We start from the raw sequence: 16,506 nt of genomic DNA, 5'->3' as shown, positions 1-16,506 counted from the left end.
TCATCCGAGCACCCCCGGGCCCGCACCGCCGCCGCCCCAGGCGGAATCGTCCTGCCGGAGCAGGGTGACCGCGTACCGGTCGGGGTGGGGTCGTTTCGCGGTGAGGTATTGGTCCTCCTCGTCGGTCGGCTTCGCGGGGCGGCGCTTGGCGGCCTCCCGCCTCTCGGCCCCCACCCGCTCGCGGCGGGCCGCCTCGTCCATCGCCCGCTGCTTCTCGCGCATCAACTCGAGGCGTTCGGCGGCGGTGTACTGCGGGCCACCGCACATCGTCGGTCGCTCCCCGCCGGGCGAGACCGCCTGGCGCTCCCGCCGCCACGCCCTCAGGGGCGGCGGACCGGTCTCGTCAGCCATCGGTCGTCCCTTCTGAACCTTCGAGGTCGCCGGACAACCACCAGATGTCCGCGGTGTCGTCCCACCCCGACGTGTCGACGGTGTGCTCGGCGGGCCGCACGACCGGCACCCGGGTGTCGTCCGGCGACGGCTCGACGCCGGTCCAGGTGGACTCGGCTACCCGCAGCAGTTCGGCGGCGTCCGGGCGGTCGACCGGCGGCTGTTCCTCGGCGGCCCCGGGCACCGGCAGCGGTACGCCGAGGACCGTGACCGGCGTCGCCGGGGTGGCGCTCGTCCGGCCGGACCCACCCGCCGGCACACCGGCACCGACGGGGGGAACATCGCCGTCCTCCCAGGTCCGCTCGTCCGCCGCGACCAGGCCGGCGGCGTCGTGGTGCCGCGCGGCATCCCGGTCCCGCCCGCCGGCGATCAGTGGAGTTCCGGGCGGGACCGCTGCCATCGGCGTACCGGCGCCGACGTCGCTGGCCGGCGCGGTGGCCCGCTCGACCGGCGTGGCGTCGCGGCCCGGCCGTCCGGCCGGCGTACCGGTGGGTGCCTGCGGCCCGACGGGCGGGTGCGAGCCGGGCGTCTCCCAGTCCGCAGTGTCGCCCTCGACCAGGCCGGCGGCGTCGGGGCGCTCCGGCGTCGAACCGTCACCGACCCCCGACCCGGGCGAACCCGGAACACCCGGCAGGGGCGGCAGTCCGGTCGCCGGCGGCGGTACGGCACCCGGCGGCGGACCGCCGAGGCCGGGTCGTTGCGCCAAACCCGCGCCACCGGCAGCCGCACCCCCGGGAGCGGACGGAGGACCCACCCCGCCCGTGGCGGTCTGCCAGTCCGACTCGTCACCCTCGACCAGGCCGGCGGCGTCGGGGCGCTCCGGCGTCGAACCGTCACCGGCACCCGATCCGGGCGAACCCGGAGCACCCGGCATCGGCGGTACCAGCGGCACACCGCCCCCCGGCACCTGCCCGGACTGGGCATCCCTGCCCCCGGCACCGCCGGGGGTGGCACCACCGGGAGCGGACGGATCACCGGGCTGGAGGGTGTCGGGGATCCAGTCGTCCGGGTCGCCGTCGACCAGTCCGGAGGAGTCCGGGCGTTCCACCCCCGTTCCACCGCCGGCTCCGGCACCTGGTGATCCCGGCGTCCCCGGCATCGGTGCAGCGGGCGGCAGCGGACCGCCGCCGGGCGTCTGCCCGCTCCCCGGCGGGCTACCCCCGCCGGGTGGCTCGATCCCGCCGGGTGGCTCGATCCCGCCGGGTGGCTCGATCCCGCCGGGCGGATTGGCCCCGCCGGGCGGATTGGCCCCGCCGGGTGGTTCGATCCCGCCGGGCGGATTGGCCCCGCCGGGTGGCACCGGGTCACCGCCGACCCCGTCGGGGGGCTCGCCGATAGGCGGGACGGGCCGCGGGGTGTTGCCACCGCCCGGGTTTCCGGTGCCCGGCGGGCCCGGGATCACCGGCGGGACGATCCCGCCCGGTACGCCATCGCCCCCGCCGGGGCCGGAGCCAGGTGGAGCGCCGACGACCGGGGGATCGAAGCCGGGCAGACCGTCGCGGCCGGACGGATCGGTACCGGGCGGGCGGCCGGGAAGTGGCGGGCCGTCGGCACCCGGCGGATCGCCGCGCAGATTACTGCGGGGCGGCTGCCCGACAGGCGGACCACCAGCGGGTGGGTCGGAGCCGGCGCCGGGTGGCGCCGCCGGGTTCGGCGGCGGCCCGGCCGGCCGCGGGGTCGGCAGCGATCCGCCCGGGGGCGGCGCCGTCGGGGGGTCGGCCGGTCGTCTCGCCGGCGGATCGGTCGGCGGCTCCGTCGGCAGCGGCCGGTCGGTTGGCGGGTCGGTCGGCGGGGGCGGCGTCGTCGGGGGGTCGGCCGTCGGGGGCGGCGGGGTTGTCGGACCCTCGGGGCCGAGGCTGCCGTCACCCTCGGGCGCGCTGACCGAGCCGAAGTTCAGCTGTGCGTACTGTTTGGCCAGCACCTGTGCGACCTGGAGCATCTGATCCGTCATGGGTCGGGCGAACCGGGTGGAGCTGATCGCCACGTTGCCGCCAGCAGTGTGGTTGGCATGGTTGGCAGCTGCGATCTTCGCCCACTCCACGTCGAGGTAGTCGAGCTGCTCCTGTGCCCACTTCAGATAGCTGCCGCTCATCATCAGCTGGTGTGGCACGCTCGTGGTCCCGGGCATGCCGTCGCCGCCGAGCAGCCGGTCCGCCTGCTCGCCCAGGTACCTGCTGAGGTAGTCCATCTTCGCCAGGAACGCCTCGGCCGCCTTGCCCTGCCAGGGTTTGCCCTCGCCGGCGATCGCGGCAGTGTGCAGGCTGATGAAGGTCTCCAGCCAGTGCAGCAGGTTGTACGTCCGCTGGAACGCGTTGGCAGCCTCGATCAGGGTCTGGTGGTTGACCAGGGTCGCGGCGTAGTCGTGTCCGGCTTCGCTCTCGATGGCCGACCCGCCGTTGACCGCCGCCTTGATCCGACGCCAACCGGGGGGATCCATCCGTGCCCAGTTCTCCAGATCGCTGAGATCGTCGATCTGCACGCTGGTCGGAGGAAAGGTCGCCTTCGGGTCCGCGGAGTGGGTCCAGTCCTGCTCCGTGCCCGAGTCTGAATCACCCATGCCCTACCTACACCGAGACCCTAGATGAGTGTGCGGACGCCGACGCGCGCCACCGTGCGGCCCAGCCGGACGCGACGGTTACTTCTCCGTGTCACCCGACTCCTTCCCGCCGCCGTCACCCGATCCGCCAGTGCCGCCCGTACCCGAGGAACTGGTGTTGCCGTAGTCACCGATGTCCTTGATGTGCCCCCACGGATCGGCCATGGCATTGCCGAACTCCTCTGCGGTCATGGTGTTGAACTCCTTGGTCCGCTTCTCGAAGTCCTTGCCGGTCCGCGCGTTTCCCTCCTCGGTGAGCTCGTACGAGTCGGCCATGTCGAGCAGGCTCAGGCGGAGGGTGTAGAGCGTCTCGTGGATCTTCGTCAGCAGGCCCTGGGTGTCGCCGACCAGTCCCGTGCTCTCGCCACTGCCGTGGATCTTGCGCCGCATGACCTCGGCCACGGCGAACAGACCGGGCAGCACCTCCAGCTCCGCGAGTTCGTCAGCCGACCGGAGCATGGTGCTGCCGCCCTTGCCGTCCGGGTGGTCGAAGAGCTCCCCGATGGAGTTGGCGAAGTACCGGATGGCCTCGGTGCTGACCTTCAGGTCCCCGTCCTTGTTGTCGCCACCGCCGGAGTGGACCCGGACGTCGGGTGGGGAGAACCGCCCGTCGATGTCGAGGTGGTCGGACTCGTCGAACTTGTCCCAGTGGATCGAGTCCTCGGCGGGAACATCGTTCTTCTTGTAGTCCTCGACCAGTTCCTTCCAGCTGTCGGTGTCGGTCACCTCCGCCGTGTACCAGTCCCAGGCGGCCCGCTCCTCCGTCGTGTAGTCGGACCAGTCGACCTTGTCGTACTGACGGTTGCTCGACGCGATGTCGGCCTGGACGCGGTCGATGACCGCCTGTATCCAGCCGTCCGGATGCTTCTGCGAATATCCGTCGACCTCACCGCGGTTGAACTCGTCGAGGATTCCTATCTGGTCGATGGCCCTGTCGTTGGGGTAGCTGAAATCGATGGAAGCCATCCGTCCACCACCTCTCCTGCGCGGCCGGCTCTAGGAACTGGTGCCGGGGAGCACCGGCCGCCAGGGAAACACCGGCCCCGGCAGCCGGCTGGCACTCAACCGCCGCGGACCTGGTTCCAGATCTTGGTGTGCCGCTGCTCGGTGGTCCCGTAGTTGTCCGAGATCGCCAGCAGCGTCCGGCGGGCCTGTTCGAGCTGCACCGTCATCTCGTCCGCGGCACTGCGCCACTCGGCCTTCGCCACGTGGTAGGCGCTCCGGGCGTCACCGGACCATTCCTCGATGCTCCGCTCGACATTGCGTTCCATCTCGTCCAGCGCGCCCGAGATCCGCCCGTTGACGCGATTCATGTCGTACAGGGTGGCGTCGGCCTGGTTGAAGTCGAACCGGTAGTTGGACACCTGCGGGTCCTTTCGCAGAGGTGGGGGTCAGACTCCGGGAAGTGCCGTCAGGAAGGAACTGGCGGTCTGCGAGGCTTCCTCCTCGGCCGCCCGGTAGCCGGCGGTCGTGGCGCCCATCACGTCCATCATGTTCAGCAGCTTGTCGATGATGACCTGGAAGGCCCGCTCCCAGTTGTCCATCGCCTGGTTGAAAGTGGTGGAGGCGGTGCCCTGCCAGCTCCCCTGGAGGATGGCCATCTGCCCGTTGACGTAACGCAGGTGGCCGACGAACTCCTGGGCCTTGTTGGCGAACTCGGTGGCCGCCGCCTGCATGCCTGGGTCGGTGGTCTGCACCGTTGGCATGGTCACCATGGACTCCCTTCGTCGTACGTTGCGAAGACGACGTCGAACTCCCTGTGCTCGGCGTCCGCCGTGCCGAAGACTGCTGGCGACCGGCCGCCCACGGCAAGCTCCGCGCCGGGTCGATGTCCGAATGACAGCTCGACCTTCCCTACTTCACCCCTTCGACGACCGGCGGCCGACGGCACGCCGGCGACCGTACGGTCGGGAAGAGACCCTGCACGTTCCTGCCCGGAAAGCGGCCCGCCCCTTCCACCCCCGTCGGCGCTGGTCCTGTACTGGGGTCCGCGGCGGAAGGGGGTCGACGATGAGCTTCGACGAACGGGTCGAGAAGCTGTTCGCGGAGTACGAACGCCAGCGCGGCGGCCTGACCGACCTGCAGGAACGGATGAGGAGGGTGCGGGGCTCCGCCACCTCCCCCCGCCGCGAAGTGACGGTCACGGTCGGGCAGAACGGCGTGCTGACCGAGATCGGCTTCCCGACCGGTGCGTACCGGCGGATGACCCCGACCGAGTTGCAGGCCACCATCATGCAGACCTTCGCCGAGGCGAAGGAGCAGGTGATGGAGCAGGCGGCGGAGGTCATCGGGCCGCTGCTGCCGGATGGCATGGACGTGGCCAGGATGGTCCGTGGCGAGGCCGGCCCCGACATGTACCTACCGCCTGAGGGCCCCCGGCTGACCAGCGGAGTCCGCAGGCTGCTCGGCCTCGGCCCGGAGCAGCCGTGAGCCAGCCGCGGGGAGCCGTCTGGGTCGACCCCGAAGGCGTCATCGCGGTCGGCGACTCGTATGCCCAGCACACCGCCTACTACGACGAGTGTCTCCGCCAGCTGGGCCTGATCCGGGCGCGGTACACACCCGCGTGGGGCGACGACGAGATCGGCAACCAGTTCCAGAAGCAGTTCGACCAGACGATGGACGTCGTCGAGGGCGCGGTGCGTGGCGTCAACGGTCTGCTGGAGTACGCGGCGATCGGACTACGCGTCAGCGGCGAGGGCTACCGGCAGGCGGACGAGGACGCGACCGGGGCCGGGCGCGTGATCGCCAACGAGTTCGTGAAGTCGCCACCGGAGGCCGGCGCCGGACAGGTCGTGCCCGGTGAGCCCGCTCGGCCCGCCGGACAGCCGCTGCGCTACGGGCGGCGGATGCTCGACGGGCGGCCGTTGTCCGAGGGGCGGTTGACGTACCGGGGGCAGACGGTCTCGCAGCTGGCCCCCCGGCAGGGCGACGACTCGATGACGCGGGGCATGGCCGTCCCCGGCGCGATCCGCGAACCCGCGGAGTCGCTGGACAAGCTTCCGGCGTCGAGCATGCCGGCCGGGTTCGCGGCGGCACTGCCCGCGATCTCGGCCTACCGGCCGTACGACACCACCGGCGTGCTCGTCGACGGTGAGCCGATTCCCCCGGGATACCAGTTGCAGGCGCTGGCGACCTTCCCGGACGGCACCTCGCGGCTCGACGCCAACTACTACGACTCGATCATCCCGCTGGGCGGCCGGCGGCCTACCAGCGGCGACGGAGCACCCATCGACGGCAACGGTGACCAGTTGTTCCTGGTCAAGCCCAAAGCGGACGCCGGCGCCGATGCCAGCGCGCCCGGTTACCGTCCGCTGCTGGTCAGCTTCGACGCCAGCGGCGCGGCGACGCCGTTGATCGTGAATCCCGCCTGACCCGGTGCGATGGCCGACTTCCACATTCCCGACGACCCCAACTGGCAGTGGGCGTACGACGCGATCCTCTACACCGTCGGGGAGCGGTTTCCCAAGGGTGACCCGTCGCAGCTGCAGGCGCTCGACGCCGAACTGGGACAGTTCGGCGCGAACCTGGGTAGCGGGATCGCCGCGACCCAGGCGCTCGCCGCCGGGCTGCGGGGCAGTCTCGACGGCCCCGCGGCCGACGCGTTCGCCCAGTTCCAACAGACGATCACCGGGCCGATCCCGCCGGCCATCCGGAAGGCCCTGGTCGCCGGGCAGATCGCCGACCAGGCCAACAAGCTGATCGACTACGTCCAGACCGAGATCACCGTGGCCGCGTTCACGATCGTCCTGGACATCGCGGCGGCGTTGGCCACCGGCTTCGGCGCCTCGCTCGTCCCCGCCTACCTCAAGATCGGCCAGGAGATCACCGGGGCGCTGCTGGACTGGTTGGACAGCCACCTGCACCAACTGGTGGTCCGGCTGGCCCTGGAGGCTGCCGGGGAGGGCGTTCAGGAGGGCGCCGAGAACGTCGCCGCCCAGACCATCGTGATCGCCAAGGGCAACAGCGACGGGTTCGACTGGTCGGGTCTGGCGCAGTCGATCGGTGCCGGTGCCACCATCGGTGCCGTGGCCGGCGGGGTCCACCTGATCGGCGGCCGGTACTTTCCCCGACTCGCCGGCAACACGCACGGGGGGGCCGGGCTGGGTGCCGGGGGAGAGCTGCTCGGTGAGTTCGTCTACCTGTCCATGACCGGTGCCCTCGACGGGTTCGACCCGCTGGCCACCGCCACCTCGTCCCTCATCGGATCGTACGCCGGCCGTTACGCCCACGACGCCGGCGACGCCCTCGGCGGTGGACCCGCCGGGCCCGACCCGTCCGGCGTCGGCCCGTCCAGAGACCTCGCGGGTCCGGGCCGCGGTGCCGGCTCCACCGGGCCCGGTGGAGCCGGCACCGACGGGAAGGGTGGCAACCGACCCCGACCCGGCGGTTCGACGAACCTCAGGGGCGGCCCGCCGGGCCCGGACGGCAGGACGGTCCCGGGTGCCGGCACCGACGGTGCTCCGGCGGGCGGCGGCGAACCGGCACCGGCCACCCCGCCCGCTCAGCAGCCACCCACCGACGCCGGCGGCGCCACCCCGCCGGCCGGCACCGTCGACGGCGAGCAGCGGACATCCCGGCAGCCCGGCGATCCGTCGGGGGCCGGATCCCGCGTCCCGCCGCCTGCGGGGCGTACCGACCTGGTGCGCGGTCCCGCCGTCGGCGCGGACCCGGGCCGCGGTCTGCCCGGTTTCGACACCCCGCCTACCGGTCTCCCGGTGGAACGGGCCGCCACCGGGTCGCCGGAGGGCGTGGTCCGGGCCCCCGACGGTGGTCCGTCGATCGTCGAACGCCCGGCAACCGGGCTCTCCCCGGACGCGGTGCGCGAACCCGCCGGTCAGCATGCCGACCCGGTGGGCGCCCCGCCCCGCCAGCTACCCGACCAGGTGGGCGGTCCATCCGGCCACCCGTCCGGTGCCGACGCGCAGGTGCCGCCGTCGTCGACCCAGCCGCTGCCGCCTCCGCCGGCCGCCTCCGCACCGCCCACCGCCCCGCCGCCGGTCCCGGTGGCGTCGGACCCCGCAGCGCAGCAGCCGGGTACCCCGCCGCCGGTGGGGTCCGGCCTGCCCGGCCAGGGCGGGCCACCACCCGTCACCATCGGACCGGGCGAGCCGGCGGACCCGGAGGCGGACAGCTCCGGCACGCCGGCACCGCTGGCCCCGCCGGCCACCGTGCCCTCCGCACCGCCGCTGGTGACGCCTCCTGGCCCGGTGGCCACGGAGGTGTCCGGCCCCGGCAGCCCGCCGGTGTCATCGGGGCCGGGGAACAGTCCGGCCACCGGGAGCCAGCCGACCGTCCCGGCGGGGGCCCCGGCTCCGGCCCTCGGTGGTGCCGCGGAGCCGCGCGACAGGCTGGTCGAGCTCGACCGGTCCGGGTCGTCGACCACCTCGGGCACCGCGGATCAGGTGCCGCGCCCGCGGGACGCGACGGGCGGTGGCCCGGTGCCGGCCCCGACCGGGCTGCCCGCCGGCCCGACGACCGTCGCTCCCCCCACCGCACCGGTCACCGGACCGTCCGGCACCCCGACGGCGGGGCCGTTCCCGACCGCCGGTGCTGCCGCCGGCTCACCGCCGGGCCCGACCGAGCCGAGGGCCGGTTCGGCGGCGGGCGCGAACGACCGGTTGGTCCCGCTGCCGATCGACCCGCAGTCCTTCGCACCCGTGGAGGCCCCCGCGACGGACCCGAGGGACGGTGGTGCGAAGCTATCTCCGCAGGGGCGCTCCCGGACTACGATCCGCCCGGTGGCTCCCGCTCCCGCGCCGCCGTCGCCCCCGGCGGGAAGGGCCGAGCTCCCGGCGATGCCCCGACCGGCGACCACGGTCGAGGGCCCCGGGACGCCGTCGCGGCCCGACCCCGCCCACGAACCCGACGTCAGGCGCGAAGCCGACCCCGACCGTGCACCCGACTCCGTGGGCCGGCCCGGCGGCGACCCGGACGGACGTACGACGGTGGTGCCGCCCGGTGACGGGAAGGCCGCCCCGCTGAGGGTCGCCGTGGAATTCCCGCCACCCGGAACGGGGCCGTCGCTGCGGGAGGTGCCGCCCGCCGTGGTCGCCAAGGCGACAGTCGAGACGACCTGCGTCGGTGACCCGGTCGACGTGACGACCGGCCGCATCATCTATGCCGAGACCGACCTGGTGCTGCCCGGCCTGGCCCTGGAGCGTACCCACCGCTCCGACTACCGCTGGGGCCGGTCCTTCGGCCCGAGCTGGGCGTCCACCCTGGACCAGCGGGTCGTGGCCGACGGGTCGCGGGCCTGGTTCCTGGCCGCCGACGGCTCGATCCTCAGCTACCCGCTGCCCGCCGAGGGCCGGGCGGCGCTGCCCGTGCTCGGCCGCCCCGTCCCGCTGCGGCGGCTGGTCGGCGGCGGCTGGTCGCTCACCGACGGGGAGACCCTGCTGCTGTTCGCCCCCGCCATGGACGGCCAGGCGGCGATGCTGTCCGATGTCGCGACGGTGCGTACCCGGTGGCACGTCGCCCGCGACGACGCGGGCACCCCCACGCGCCTGGAGTCGTCGTCCGGCGACCGGGTGGAGTTGCGGACCCGCGACGGCCTGGTGACCGGCGCGCGGTTCGTGCCCGGCGACGACGACTCCGACGGGGTCGCGCTGCCGGCCTTCGGGTACGACGAGCGACGCCGCCTCGTCGAGGTGCGGAACTCCTCCGGCGAGCCGGTGCGGCTCGGCTACGACGCGGACGGCCGGATCGTGCGGTGGGAGGACCGCAACGGCGGGTGGTACACGTACGCCTACGACCGGGCGGGCCGGTGCGTGCGCACCGACGGCAGCGGCGGCCACCTGCGCTACACGTTCGGGTACGGCGACGGCGTCACGATCGTGACGGACTCGCTCGGCGGCGTGCACCGCTACGAGCTCGACGACAACCTCCAGGTCACCGCGGTCACCGATCCACTCGGCGTCACCACCCGCACCGCGTGGGACCCGACGTGCCGGTCCTGGTCCCGGACCGACCCGCTCGGGCGGGTCACCCGGTTCGGCTACGACGAGGCGGGTCGCCAGGTCGTGACGGTCCGCCCGGACGGCAGCCCGTACCCGGTGGCCGAGGACGGCGGGTGGGCGGACGGCGTACCCGGACGTGAATTTGATCTTGATGGTCGGGGTCGGCCCAGGTCGGTGCGGCTGCCGGACGGCACCGTCACGGAGTTCGGCTGGACCGCCGAGGGCGACCTGGCCTGGCGCACCGGCCCGGACGGCTCCACCCGGGAATGGCATTACGACGGCGAAGGGAATCTGGTGGAAACCATCGACGCTCAGGGGCGTTCGGCACATATCGAGTACGGGGCGTTCGATCTGCCCACCGCGCGGATCGACGAGGCGGGCAACCGCACCGAGTTCGCCTACGACACGGAACTGCGGTTGGTCGCGGTCACCAATCCGGCGGGACGGGTCTGGCGCTACACCTACGATCCGGCCGGGCGGCTCACCACGGAGACCGACTTCGACGGCCGCACCCAGCACTACACCTACGACGCGGCCGGGCAACTGACCAGCCGCACGAACGCCACGGGCGACACCACCCACTACGTCCACGACCTGCTCGGACGGGTCGTCGAGCGGCGGGCCGGCGACGCCGTCACCCGGCTGGAGTACGACGACGCCGGCCACCTCGCCGGGGTGCGCAGCCCGGACGCGGTGGTGCGGTTCGAGCGGGACACCGAGGGCCGGATCATCGCCGAGACGATCAACGGCCGCACCGTGCGCACCTCCTACCAGGGCGGCCAGGCGCTGACCCGGACCACACCGTCGGGCCGGTCGAGCCGATGGACCCTCGACGCACAGGGCCGGCCGGTCATGCTCGCCGCCGGCGGCCACGTGGTGCGGTTCGACCACGACGCGGCCGGGCGGGAGATCAGCCGGGCCGTCGACGACGTGGTCGCGTTGCGGCAGACGTTCGACGGGACGGGCCGCCTGTCCGCCCAGCACGTCGCCGACGCCGCCGTGCGTGGCTTCGGCTACGACGCCACCGACCGGGTCGTGGCGATCACCGACACGCTCGACGGCGACCGTTCGTTCCACGCCGACGAGACCGGACGGATCCACACCGTCACCGCCGGCGGCACGGAGCGGGAACGGTACGAGTACGACGCGGCCGGCAACCTCGTCGGCACCGGCGACGGGCGCTGGGAGTTCGCCGGCGGCGCGCTCCTGCGCTCGGACGACGCGCGGTTCACCTACGACGGGAGGGGCCGCCTGACCACCCGGATCGACGCCGCCGGCAGTTGGCGGTTCAGCTGGGACGCCGAGGACCGGCTGACCCACGCCGTCACACCCGACGGCGACCGGTGGCGCTACCGCTACGACGGCTTCGGTCGCCGCATCGCCAAGCAACGCCTGGCCGCCGACGACACGATCCTGGACGAGGTGACCTTCTCCTGGGCCGGTGACCTCCTGGTCGAGCAGACCGACGGCACCGGCACCGTCTCCTGGGACTACCGGCCCGACGGGTCCGCACCGGTCACCCAGACCAACGGCGACGACAGGCTCCACACCGTCGTCACCGACGCCGTCGGTACGCCCACCCACCTGGTGGAATCCGGCGGTCAGCTGCGCTGGTGGTCGCGCGGCGACCTGTGGGGCCGCACCGGTGACCCGGCCGGCACCCCGCTGCGCTTCCCGGGGCAGTACCACGACACCGAGACCGGCCTGCACTACAACCGGTTCCGCTACTACGACCCGGCGACCGCCCGCTACCTCAGCCCCGACCCGCTCGGGCTGGCCGGTGGACCCAACCCGACCGCGTACGTCGACGACCCACTGACCAGCATCGACCCGCTCGGCCTGGCCCCGTGCAAGCCCGGCAAGAGGAAGAGCGGGGGTGGCCACCGGTCGTCGCGGCACAGTTCGCACCGCAGGCACAGTTCGCACGGCGAACCGAGCAGCCTCCCCCCGGAGGCGGCCCCCCCGGCGACGGACGAGCTGGTCCGTGCGCCGGACCCGGGGGTGGACACCGCGTACGGTCCCTACGACATCTTCGGCACCGACGACCAGGACGTGTCGCGCCACTCCGTCAGTCAGCTCTCCTCCGCCGAGGGCTCCTCGTACGCCGACGTCCAGCAGACCCTCACGCCGCTGCCCGCACTGGGCTCGACGATCGACTTCAGCCAGGCGGAGCGTGACTGGAAGAAAATCGAACGTCGAATGTCCAACTACGACAAACTGTGGAACAACAGGGAGCTCAGGAACGCCTACGACGACTTCAAGAAACAGCTTGAGCTGGAGCTGCGACTGAGGAACCAGGGCGCGACGGACGACGAGATCGACGCCGAGGTGGTCAGGCAGTTCGGCACCGAGAAGGTCGAACCGTTCGCGCAGCTCATGGCGGACAACCATGCCTTCTCCGTGCCGGCGAAGTGGTGGTACAAGCACCAGAAGGACCGCGACTTCGACACCCAGCTGGCCGACGCCGTGGAGAAGTACCGGCCGCATCTTGCACTCTGGGGAAAGATCGGCCCGGCAGTCGCCGAGCGGATTACCGAGCAGGACGGCAAACGGATGCTCGAGGCCTCGCCCGGCGGGCAGATCTTCGACAACGTCATGCTCGGGATCGACAACTACAACAACTACACGCCCGGATACAAGCGACTGTGGGAGAAGTTTTCCCACCAGCTCGTGGCGGTCACCAAGGGCATCGTCGACGCACACGTGCTCCGGGCGGTCATGGTCGGGAGTGTCCTGGACACCACCGAAGCGAAGATCCTGTTCGACAAGGTGGACAAGGGTGAGATCGAGGGCCTGCGCGTCGTCGCCTGGGAGTTCGTCGGCAAGAACCAGATCGCCAGGGCGGCCGAGTACGTCGTCAGCTCACAGAAGTCCTACGACGATAAGGTACCGAAGCTCTACAAGGGCCACACCACACCGTCGTTCGACGCGCACCAGCAGCAGCTCTACGAGCAGCTCTCGTACCGGCGTGCGGACTACAACCGGATCGGGCTGCAGGACTCCATGTCCGATGTCTCGCCGGTCGAACGCAGGGACAGCAACTACATCTTCGTGGTCTCCGACCCCAACAACGGCGTCTCGGAAAGCCCCGAGAGTCTCTCCAGGAAACTGTCGAGGGCGCAACAGCACGAGCGACCCGACAACCCGTTGGCCACGTTGGACCAGATGTTGGCCGTGCTGAAGTACGACCAGGACCGGTCGGGCAGTGACGCTTCGGTCGCCGATCTCGGGGACAACCTGCAGAGCACGTACCTGGACTCCACCCGCGACCGGTACGGCTCAGGCGACAGCATTCCCGTGCCCCCGACCCGGAACAACAGCGCGCTGGATCCGGGCGACTCCAGTGCCGGCCCCTTCGCGGAGAACCCCGGTCCGAGTCCGCACGGATCCGACTACTCGCCCACGCTCGATCCCGTCATCGAGGACGCCGAACCCGTCAGCGACTGGCGTCACTTCACCGAGGACTGGCGGGCCTACGACATGCCGGCAGCCGACGTCGCACGCAGGGACTCCCACGAGGTGGCGCCGTCCGAGCGCAGCCACCGTTCCCACCGCTCACGCAGGAGATCCCACCGGCACCCGAGCGGGACGGTCTCCGATCCCCGCAGCAGGTCCGGCAGCTCCCGCACGTCCAGCGGGTCCGGCAGCTCGCACCGCGACCAGGGCAGCCCGAACGCCGATCCCGGCAGGACCAACCAGGAATCCGGCTACGACCAGTCGTCCTTCCCTGAGCAGTCGTCGTACCCGGAGCAGTCGTACTATCCTGAGCAGTCCTCGTACCCGGAGCAGGCGTCCTACTTCGACCAGCCGGCCGCCAGCCAGGTCGTCTACACCGACTACTCGGGCGTGCCGTTCAGCTACCTGCCGGCCTCGTCGGCGAAGAGCACCGACGAGACGTACTGCGAGGCCGACCCGATCGACGTGACCACCGGCCGGATGATCCTCACCGAGACCGACGCGACGCTGCCGGGCCTCCCGCTGGTGCGCACCTACCGCTCCGACTACCAGTGGGGCCGGTCCTTCGGCCGGTCCTGGGCCTCGACCCTGGACCAGCGGGTCATCGTCGACGGCGAGCAGGTCCGTTACCTGGCCGCGGACGGATCCATTCTGACCTATCCGCTGGTCGCGGAGGGTGCGACGGCGGTGCCGGTGCTCGGGCGGGCGTGGCCGCTGCGCCGGCTGACGGGCGGCGGCTGGTTGCTCACCGACCCCGAGGCCGGCCGCGCGTGGGTGTTCGCCCCGGCACACCGTGGTGAGTCGCTGCTCAGCGACGTGACCGACGGCGGCGTCCGGTGGTCGGTCCAGCGCGACGACGCCGGCACCGTCACGGAACTTCGCTCCTCGTCGGGCGCGACGATCGAGTTCACTTCCGCCGCCGGGCTGATCACGGCGCTGCGCCTGCCGGACCAGGACGGGGCCCTGGTGGAGGCGTCCCGGTTCACCTACGACCAGGACGGCCACCTGACCGAGGTGGTCAACTCCTCGGGCGACCCTGAACGCTTCGTGTACGCCGACGGCCGGATCGTGCGGTGGGAGGACCGCAACGGCGAGTGGTACACCTACGCCTACGACGAGGCGGGCCGCTGCGTCGACACCGACGGCAGGGGCGGCTACCTGCGTTACCGGTTCGCCTACTCCGACGGTCTGACCGTCGTCACCGACTCGCTCGGCGCGACGCGCACCTACCAGCTCAACGACCGCCTCCAGGTGGTCGCGGAGATCGACCCGCTCGGCGCGACGACCCGGTACGAGTGGGACGACGCCTACCGACTGCTGTCCCGGACCGACCCGCTGGGCCGGACGACGACCTACGGGTACGGCCCCGACGGACGTCCGACCACGGTCACCAGGCCGGACGGCAGCCGGGCCCTGACCAGCTTCGACGAGCAGGGCCGGGCCACCTCGCGGACGGACTTCGACGGTTCGACCGTCCGCCGGGAGTTCGACACCGACGGGCGGGTACTGGCCGAGATCGACGCCAGCGGCGAGGTCGTGCGCTTCGACCGGCCCGCCGGGAACGGCCATGGCACGGCCATCCAGATCGGTCCGGCGGTCGTCGTCCGCGACGCGGCACGTCAGGTCACGGCGATCAGCACCACCGACGGTGACACCAGGTACACCTACGACCGGCTCGGCCGGGTCGTCTTCATCACGACCGACCAGGGCACCACCGAGATCGGCTGGACGTTGGAGGGTGAACTGTCCTGGCGGGAGAACCCGGACGGCGGTGTCGAAGAGTTCGGCTACGACGGCGAGGGCAACCTGGTCGAGACGGTCGACGCCACCGGCCGCCGCACGTTCTTCGAATACGGCGCGTTCGACCTGGTGACGGCCCGGATCGACGACGACGGCGACCGCACCGAGTACGCGTACGACACCGAACTGCGGCTGACCACCATCACCAACCCGGCCGGTGAGACCTGGCGGTACACCTACGACCCGAACGGGCGGGTGACCGAGGAGACCGACTTCCAGGGCCGCACCCAGCGGTACGCCTACGACGCCGCGGGTCAACTCGTCGCCCACACCGACGCGGCGGGCGAGGTCACCCACTTCGGCTACGACCTGCTCGGCCGGGTGGTCGAGCGGCGTACCGGCGACGCCGTGACCCGGCTGAGCTACGACCCGGCCGGCCGGATCGTCTCGGCCGTCGACGTCGACTCGGAGATCCGGTTGGAGCGGGACGCGATCGGTAGGATCATCGCCGAGACGGTGAACGGACGTACCGTGTCCAGTTCGTACGGCGACCAGTTCGACGCCGTCACCGCGCGGACCCGCCCGTCCGGCGCGGCGACCCAGTGGTCGTACGACGAATCCGGCCGACCCACCGTCCTGGTGGCGGGCGGGCAGCAGCTCCGGTTCGCCTACGACGGCGGACGTGAGGTGAGCCGCAGCTGGGACGCGGGCCTGACGATCCGGCACGATGCCGGCCGGGCGGCGACGCCGGACCACCGCCCGGGCGACGTCAGGTACACGATGGACGCCCTGGGTCGGCCGGTCACCCGGTCCGACGCCGCCGGTGACTGGAACCTCACCTGGGATCACCGGGACCGGCTGACCACGGTCACCACGCCTGACGGCGACCGCTGGGACTACCGTTACGACGCGTTCGGGCGGCGGATCGCCAAGCAACGCCGCGGCGTGAAGGGCGTGGTGGTCGAGGAGACCGACTTCGTGTGGTCCGGGGACCTCCTGGTCGAGCAGCATCACCGAGCCGACGGCGACCGAGTCACCACGACGGCCTGGGAGTACCACCCCGGTTCGGCATATCCGGTCGCCCAGATCGTGAACGGCACGGTTTTCGCGGTGTTGACCGACGAGGCCGGCACCCCGACGCAGGTCGTCGGCACCGACGGCAGCGGACCGGGCGACGTCCCGCTGCGGTCCGCCGGCCGTTACCTGGACGCGGAGACCGGCCTGCAGTACGACGGTTCCTGCTACTTCGACCCGGCGACGGCCCGCTTCCTGCCGGAGCCGCGGTTGGCCCCGGTGCCGGTGAGCTGAGTCCACTGCGGCGTCCGCCCCGTTCACCAGCGGTGATCGGGGCGGACGCCGCCGGTCAGA

General features: G+C 72.2%; 8 protein-coding genes. 3 read left to right on the top strand and 5 right to left on the bottom strand.

The genetic code is table 11. From position 1 onward, the window contains the following. From ACWCHM_RS15870 to ACWCHM_RS15850, 5 genes are all read right to left on the bottom strand, one after another. Entirely contained in the window at positions 1-351 is a 351-nt protein-coding gene (locus ACWCHM_RS15870; protein ID WP_454222959.1) for a hypothetical protein, read from the bottom strand. Next, positions 344-2,947 (bottom strand): hypothetical protein, encoded by a 2,604-nt coding sequence (locus tag ACWCHM_RS15865; protein WP_454222957.1) that lies wholly within the window; start codon positions 2,945-2,947, stop codon positions 344-346. The genes ACWCHM_RS15870 and ACWCHM_RS15865 overlap by 8 nt, the downstream gene beginning before the upstream one ends. Before the next feature lie 78 nt (positions 2,948-3,025). After that, positions 3,026-3,952, bottom strand: coding sequence for a hypothetical protein (locus ACWCHM_RS15860; protein ID WP_454222956.1), 927 nt, complete (start codon positions 3,950-3,952; stop codon positions 3,026-3,028). A gap of 95 nt (positions 3,953-4,047) precedes the next feature. After that, positions 4,048-4,350, bottom strand: a complete 303-nt coding sequence (locus ACWCHM_RS15855; protein ID WP_454222955.1) for a WXG100 family type VII secretion target — start codon at positions 4,348-4,350, stop codon at positions 4,048-4,050. A 27-nt stretch (positions 4,351-4,377) separates the two neighbouring features. Next, the gene (locus ACWCHM_RS15850) at positions 4,378-4,698 is read right to left on the bottom strand and encodes a WXG100 family type VII secretion target (RefSeq protein ID WP_454222954.1); all 321 of its coding nucleotides are present in this window, start codon (positions 4,696-4,698) and stop codon (positions 4,378-4,380) included. 298 nt (positions 4,699-4,996) lie between these two features. Here ACWCHM_RS15850 and ACWCHM_RS15845 point away from each other — a divergent pair, with 298 nt between their 5' ends. Genes ACWCHM_RS15845 through ACWCHM_RS15835 form a run of 3 tightly spaced genes read left to right on the top strand, consistent with a single transcriptional unit; the run spans position 4,997 to position 16,446 of the window. Next, a complete protein-coding gene (locus ACWCHM_RS15845; RefSeq protein ID WP_454222952.1) occupies positions 4,997-5,416 on the top strand; it encodes a YbaB/EbfC family nucleoid-associated protein in 420 nt (139 codons plus the stop codon). Continuing rightward, positions 5,413-6,357, top strand: a complete 945-nt coding sequence (locus ACWCHM_RS15840; protein ID WP_454222951.1) for a WXG100 family type VII secretion target — start codon at positions 5,413-5,415, stop codon at positions 6,355-6,357. Before ACWCHM_RS15845 ends, ACWCHM_RS15840 begins: the two co-directional genes overlap by 4 nt. 9 nt (positions 6,358-6,366) lie before the next feature. After that, positions 6,367-16,446 carry a DUF6531 domain-containing protein gene (locus tag ACWCHM_RS15835; protein WP_454222949.1) on the top strand — a complete coding sequence of 3,360 codons (10,080 nt, stop codon included), beginning with the start codon at positions 6,367-6,369 and terminating at the stop codon, positions 16,444-16,446. Positions 16,447-16,506 lie beyond the last annotated feature (60 nt).

It is taken from the genome of Micromonospora sp. SCSIO 07396 (assembly GCF_053667945.1).
This window is presented reverse-complemented; position numbering and strand designations above follow the sequence as displayed.

Excerpts from the sequence above, each read along its gene's own strand:
- ACWCHM_RS15870 (WP_454222959.1), bottom strand. The coding sequence starts at position 351 with ATGGCTGACGAGACCGGTCCGCCGCCCCTGAGGGCGTGGCGGCGGGAG.
- ACWCHM_RS15865 (WP_454222957.1), bottom strand. The coding sequence starts at position 2,947 with ATGGGTGATTCAGACTCGGGCACGGAGCAGGACTGGACCCACTCCGCG.
- ACWCHM_RS15860 (WP_454222956.1), bottom strand. The coding sequence starts at position 3,952 with ATGGCTTCCATCGATTTCAGCTACCCCAACGACAGGGCCATCGACCAG.
- ACWCHM_RS15845 (WP_454222952.1), top strand. The coding sequence starts at position 4,997 with ATGAGCTTCGACGAACGGGTCGAGAAGCTGTTCGCGGAGTACGAACGC.
- ACWCHM_RS15835 (WP_454222949.1), top strand. The coding sequence starts at position 6,367 with ATGGCCGACTTCCACATTCCCGACGACCCCAACTGGCAGTGGGCGTAC.